This window comes from Staphylococcus agnetis, from assembly GCF_002901865.1.
Lineage (GTDB): Bacteria > Bacillota > Bacilli > Staphylococcales > Staphylococcaceae > Staphylococcus > Staphylococcus agnetis.
The window spans coordinates 59,906-66,096 of the sequence record NZ_PPQF01000080.1 but is presented as its reverse complement, the minus strand read 5'-3'; the positions used below and the strand labels follow the sequence as shown (position 1 = coordinate 66,096).

Genomic DNA, 6,191 nt, shown 5'->3' with positions numbered 1-6,191 from the left:
CCCTATAAAGTTTTCACTTTTTAAGTGTCTACTTTATAGGGAGCATATCAGAAATTTGTTGGCTATTATTTTCTATATAGATACTTTAATCTTTGTGAAAGTAAATAGATGAATTCACAATTATCAATTCAAACGAGGCCTTAACCAAGACTTCTGAGGCATTGAACCGAAATCGAAAATTCATTTTGTGGTAAGGTGCCATGAAAAGTTAGGTATTAGGAACAATTAAAATTAAGAATGTTTAGGTCCTCACCTTTATTTATATGAATAAATATAAAAGAGAAAGAGTTAAAATTAATCGCTCTGTATGGTTGAGTTCACGAAGCTTTTGGTATTGGGACCGAATGTCAACATTCCATCATCGTTTTGCTTCTTTTTTCTCCCTACACCATTATGTTATAATTATGAGTATTATTTATAGAGATAAGGTGAAGCGAATTGGAAAGAAATGTGAGGATAGAAACACTCCAAATTGTGAAACAAGATGACAGCAAAGAGAAATTTGTGAACCAACTTGAAGGGACACTCACTGAAAAAAATGCGACATTTATCCGTTATAATGAACAAGTTGATGAAGTAAACGTCAATGTAACTGTTAAGATTGCGCCAGATGCTATTAAAATTATTCGTAAAGGCGACATTAATATGACGTTACATTTCCAAGAAGGTCAACCTACGAAAACGTTTTACCATATTCCTGAAGGTAAAATGTTGTTGATGGTCAATACATTGAGCATTATTCATTTTGTAGATGAAGCTGGCGGAAAGTTAAAAATTCATTATGAGTTATACCAAGATGATGACAAAATGGGCACGTATCAATATGAAATAAAATATAAGGAGATAAAAGATGAACTTAATTGATCAAGTCAAACAAACATTAGTTGATGAAATTAAAAAAAGTATTCAGCAAGCCGGTATTACAGATGACGTACCAGCGATTAAAATTGAAATACCAAAAGACGAGAAAAATGGTGATTATTCTACAAATATCGCCATGGTTTTAACGAAGATTGCAAAACGTAATCCAAGGGAAATTGCGACGCTAATTGTTGAAAACTTGGATGCGACGAAAGCGCATGTAAAGTCTATTGACATTGCTGGACCAGGATTTATTAATTTCTATTTAGATTCAAGTTATCTATATGAAGTCATCGATCAAGCAATGGAAAAAGATGAACGTTTTGGCTATGCAGACGTCCCTAAAAATGAAAAAATCCTTGTGGAGTATGTCTCTGCCAATCCAACCGGGGATTTACATATCGGTCACGCGCGTAATGCAGCAGTAGGTGATACGTTATGTAATATTTTAAAAGCGGCTGGATACGACGTGACACGAGAATATTACATTAATGATGCAGGGAATCAAATTACGAATTTAGCAAAATCCATTGAGGCGCGCTTCCTTCAGAGTTTAGGTGAATCAGTAGACATGCCAAAAGATGGCTATCATGGTAAAGACATTAAGAAAATTGGTGAAGATTTAGCGGCGACGCAGCCTGAACTAAAATCTTTAGACAGCGACACACGTATTAAGCAATTTAGACAATTAGGTGTGGAATATGAAATGAAAAAATTGAAAAAAGATTTGGCTGATTTCAATATTCATTTCGACAATTGGTTTAGTGAAACAACGTTATATGAAAAAGGTGATATTAAAGCTGTATTAGAAAAAATCACTGACCTTGGCTATATTTATGAAAAAGATGGCGCGACGTGGCTACGTACAACAGATTTCAATGATGATAAAGACCGTGTATTAATCAAACAAGATGGTTCTTATACGTACTTCTTACCAGATATTGCATATCATTTTGACAAAATTCAACGTGGAAATGATAAGTTAATCAATTTGTTTGGTGCTGACCATCACGGATATATTAATCGTTTAAAAGCAGCGGTGGAAACGTTTGGTGTGGATCAAGAACGTCTTGAAATTCAAATCATGCAAATGGTACGTTTAATGCAAAATGGCGAAGAAGTTAAGATGAGTAAACGTACTGGTAATGCAATCACTTTAAGAGATATTATGGATGAAGTAGGTATTGATGCCGCACGTTATTTCTTATCTATGCGTAGTCCTGATACACATTTTGATTTTGATATGGAGCTTGCGAAACAACAATCTCAAGATAATCCTGTCTATTACGCACAATATGCACATGCGCGTATTTGTTCAATTTTGAGACAAGCGGATGAAAAAGGGTATCATGTCGAACAAGGTTTGGATTACACAACGATCACGAATGATAAAGCGATTGAATTGCTTAAAAAGATTGCAGAATTTGAACCAATGATTGAAGGTGCTGCTGAAGCACGCGCAACACAACGTGTGACAAACTATATTCAAGATTTATCTGCACATTTCCATAGATTTTATAATGCTGAAAAAGTGTTAACTGACGATGAAAATAAAACAAAGGCGCATTTAGCGTTAATCACTGCAACACGTATTACATTACGTAATGCCTTAACTCTAGTTGGTGTAACTGCACCAGAACGTATGTAAGATTAATCTAAAATTCTACAGAAAAAATGATGTACGACAACGTGCATCATTTTTTTGTTGGCATTTTATAAATAATAGTGGTATCTTACGCGGGATTTGTTATAATTTGTGAATAATCAGATGAGGAGTGAGCACATGAATTTAAAGCGTGTCATTGTTTTTGTTTTGACGGTAATCATCATGTTATCAGGATGTAGTTTTAACCAAAATCAATCGCAACAATCTGGTAAAACTTCAGATAAAGTGCCTAACCGTATTATTTCACTCATGCCGAGTAATACTGAAATTTTATATGAATTAGGGTTAGGTAAACATGTGGTAGGCGTATCAACCGTTGATGATTATCCTAAAGACGTACGTGAAAAAACGCAATTTGATGCGATGAAATTAAATAAAGAATCACTGATAAAAGCACAACCCGATCTTATTCTCGCACATGAATCACAAAAAGCATCTCAAGGGAAGGTGTTAAAAAGTCTTGAGCATAGTGGCATCAATGTGGTTTATGTTAAAGATGCACACTCTATTAAAGATATGTATGAGAGCTTTGCACAAATAGGAAAAGTGACGCATAAAGAGCGAGAAGCTCAAGCATTAATTAAAGAAACGCAAGCAAATATTGACAAAATTACAAAACAAACGAAAAAGAAAAAAACCAATCCAAATGTATTTATTGAAATTGCTTCAGAGCCTGAAATTTATTCTGTAGGTCAAAAGACATTTATGGATGACATGTTAACACAATTGCATGCTAAAAATGTTTTTCACGATCAACAAGCGTGGCCTACAGTGAGTAAAGAACAAATCATCCAAAAAAATCCAGATGTGATGATTACGACATCAGGAGTATCCACTAAAGAGTATCAACAACTCGTGGCACAACGTGGCGGCTTTAATAAGGTTAACGCTGTAAAAAATAACCGAATTATTGCATTAAACGATGATGTGTTATCTCGACCAGGTCCACGCATTGATGAGGCAATGAAGCAACTGAGTGATGCGATATATGAAAAATAATATGATGAAAGACCTCATAACTTTAAGTTTATGGGGCTTTCTTTTAATCGGTATCACCATTTACAGCTTGTGTAGTTTTATGGATTGGTCAAGCCCTTATGCGTCAACAATCATTTTTGAGGTACGTTTGCCTCGGATTTTACTCGCACTTTTATCAGGGATGGGGTTAACATTAGCAGGTTTTTTGTTTCAGCTTATTTTAAACAATCCCCTTGCTGATAGTTTTACACTCGGTTTAGCAAGTGGGGCGACACTAGGGGCTGCACTCACTGTGTTTTTGGGGTTATCTTTTTTATGGATTGCACCTATTTCCATATTATTTGGAGTGGTTTCGCTCTTCGTTGTAGTTCTAATAGCGCATGTTGTATCGTGGGGATACCCAACTAAAATGTTAATTTTATCAGGAATTATGGTAGGCGCGTTAATGAATGCCATTTTGTATCTCTTAGTTCAAATGAACCCACAAAAATTACAAAATATATTAAATTATATGTTCGGTGGATTTTCAGCAGCGGAAATGAGAGAAGTTATCATCATAGGTAGCGTACTTTTATGTGTCATAAGCATCATTTCAGCGTTATTACCTCAATTAAAGTTGCTACAACTTAATGACTTGTCTAGTCAAAGTCTAGGACTTAAAACGCAACAACTCAGTTTCATCACATTATTTATTGCAACATTACTTTCTGCAGTCATTATTGGTTACGTCGGGGTCATTGGGTTCATAGGCATCGTGATACCGCAATTTGTTCAGCGTACGAGTCGAGGTCATTTAGGGGTTAAAATGGTTTTGAATCTGATTATAGGTGGTACTGTGATGGTGTTTGCAGATGTATTAGGAAGTCAGTTATTAAGTCCTACGCAACTGCCGGCAAGTATCGTTTTAGCGTTAATCGGGATTCCTTTAATGTTTTATATATTGGTTATAGAACAAAAAAACCGGCATCAACATAGCACCAATATATAGGACACGCAAAAATATGCCACTTCAATCAGCATTTAATACCGTAGTTGATAGGTATACACAATGTGTACGTACTTTAATTTTAGAAAAAATGAAGGTATGCTACTATTACATTAATAAATTTCGTAGCTAGGATTAATTTTTAAAAGTAATGAGGTCGTCATAATGGAATTAAAACATATTAAAGCAATTATTTTTGATTTAGAAGGAACGTTGCTTGATCGAAAAAAATCTAGAGATAAATTTATAGAGGAACAGTATGAACGGTTTCACGACTACTTAGTGCGTGTTCAAGCTTCTGATTATCGTAATAAATTTATTGAGCTAGATGATGATGAAGATCATGATAAACCAGACGTGTATAAAGAAATCATTAAACAATTTAATGTAGATAGACTTAGTTGGAAAGATTTGTTTCATGACTTTGAAATGCATTTTTATCGCTATGTATTTCCATTTTATGACACCACATATACACTACAAAAGTTGAAAAAAGCTGGCTATAAAATCGGTATAATTGCTAATGGGAAATCAAGTATTAAACATTATCGTGTCTATGCGTTAGGGATTGAAGATTACGTCAATCATCTGTCGACATCTGAAGCGGTAGGTTTTAGAAAACCTCATCCGCGCATTTATGAAGATATCATCGAAAAGTTGAATGTAGACCCTTCAGAGGTTGTGTATGTCGGTGATGATGCTTTAAATGATGTGGCGCCCGCTAGAGCTATGGGAATGGTGAGTGTATGGTATCGTCATAAACAAGGAGAATCAGACCTTGAGCCATTAGCTTCAGAAATGGATTATGAAATCTCTACATTAGAAGAAATATTAGATATTTTGAATATACCGAGAGGGGATGAAAAATAATGAAATTATTTCGTACATCAGATGGTACAGCTTTATACTATCGTTCAATGGGTCATGGAGAACCGATTATTATGATTCACACAATTCATATGAATCATACCGTGTTTGAAGACATTTCTAAACGATTATCACGTCATTATCAAGTGATTCTTATTGATTTAAGGGGGCACGGTTATTCTGACAAACCTTTAAGCATTGCATTTCAAGCTTTTGCGCAAGATATTAATGAGCTGATGGAATTTTTATATTTAAAATCAAGTATGATTGTAGCAAATGAATTAGGAAGTATTGTTGCCATGGATTTAGCAGTACGCTATCCAAATAAGGTCACAGAACTTGTGCTCATTAATCCAACCGTTAGTAACGATTTATTGCCTAAAGAACGCTTATTTTTAAAATATGCCGAAAAAATCAGAACGTGGGATAAGGCAGACCAAGAGCAGTTTTTTGAAAAACATTTGTATTACGCTAAAAATAAAGTGCGCAAATTTTTAAAAGGGGTAGATAATTCAGCGGAACTACTCACGGATTATGAACAACGTGCAGTCGATCAAGCATTTCAAAGTGTGGACATTAAACAATTGACGATGCAAGTCAAGAAGCCAACGCTCGTCATTGCAGGTAATGCCAATGAGCGTGTTACACCAATTGAATCAAAAGACGTCGCAGACTTAATTCCAAATTCTGAATTTCATCTATTTAAAAAATCAGGCGTGTATCCTTTTGTTGAAGAAAAAGAACGATTTTTAAAAACACTAAAAACATTTACAAATAATAATGTGAAAGATAATGTTTTGTAATCTTTTTGTAATATAACTGTTATTATAATGA

6 protein-coding genes are annotated in these 6,191 nt (G+C 34.6%); all 6 read left to right on the top strand.

Annotated features, from left to right (window positions below):
- Nucleotides 1-438: 438 nt before the first annotated feature.
- Nucleotides 439-864, top strand: a complete 426-nt coding sequence (locus tag CD172_RS10985) for a YwiB family protein (protein ID WP_037566366.1) — start codon at nucleotides 439-441, stop codon at nucleotides 862-864.
- A complete protein-coding gene (gene argS / locus CD172_RS10980) occupies nucleotides 851-2,509 on the top strand; it encodes an arginine--tRNA ligase (protein WP_037566367.1) in 1,659 nt (552 codons plus the stop codon). The genes CD172_RS10985 and argS overlap by 14 nt, the downstream gene beginning before the upstream one ends.
- A gap of 135 nt (nucleotides 2,510-2,644) precedes the next feature.
- Nucleotides 2,645-3,526, top strand: coding sequence for an ABC transporter substrate-binding protein (locus tag CD172_RS10975; protein ID WP_103346377.1), 882 nt, complete (start codon nucleotides 2,645-2,647; stop codon nucleotides 3,524-3,526).
- 4 nt (nucleotides 3,527-3,530) lie between these two features.
- Entirely contained in the window at nucleotides 3,531-4,493 is a 963-nt protein-coding gene (locus CD172_RS10970) for a FecCD family ABC transporter permease (protein WP_103346379.1), read from the top strand.
- Nucleotides 4,494-4,655: 162 nt separating this feature from the next.
- A complete protein-coding gene (locus tag CD172_RS10965) occupies nucleotides 4,656-5,360 on the top strand; it encodes an HAD family hydrolase (RefSeq protein WP_060552371.1) in 705 nt (234 codons plus the stop codon).
- A complete protein-coding gene (locus tag CD172_RS10960; protein WP_085622163.1) occupies nucleotides 5,360-6,160 on the top strand; it encodes an alpha/beta fold hydrolase in 801 nt (266 codons plus the stop codon). The genes CD172_RS10965 and CD172_RS10960 overlap by 1 nt, the downstream gene beginning before the upstream one ends.
- Nucleotides 6,161-6,191: the final 31 nt, after the last annotated feature.

Coding starts and splice junctions, on each gene's coding strand:
- argS (WP_037566367.1), top strand. CDS start 851: ATGAACTTAATTGATCAAGTCAAACAAACATTAGTTGATGAAATTAAA.
- CD172_RS10975 (WP_103346377.1), top strand. CDS start 2,645: ATGAATTTAAAGCGTGTCATTGTTTTTGTTTTGACGGTAATCATCATG.
- CD172_RS10970 (WP_103346379.1), top strand. CDS start 3,531: ATGAAAGACCTCATAACTTTAAGTTTATGGGGCTTTCTTTTAATCGGT.
- CD172_RS10965 (WP_060552371.1), top strand. CDS start 4,656: ATGGAATTAAAACATATTAAAGCAATTATTTTTGATTTAGAAGGAACG.
- CD172_RS10960 (WP_085622163.1), top strand. CDS start 5,360: ATGAAATTATTTCGTACATCAGATGGTACAGCTTTATACTATCGTTCA.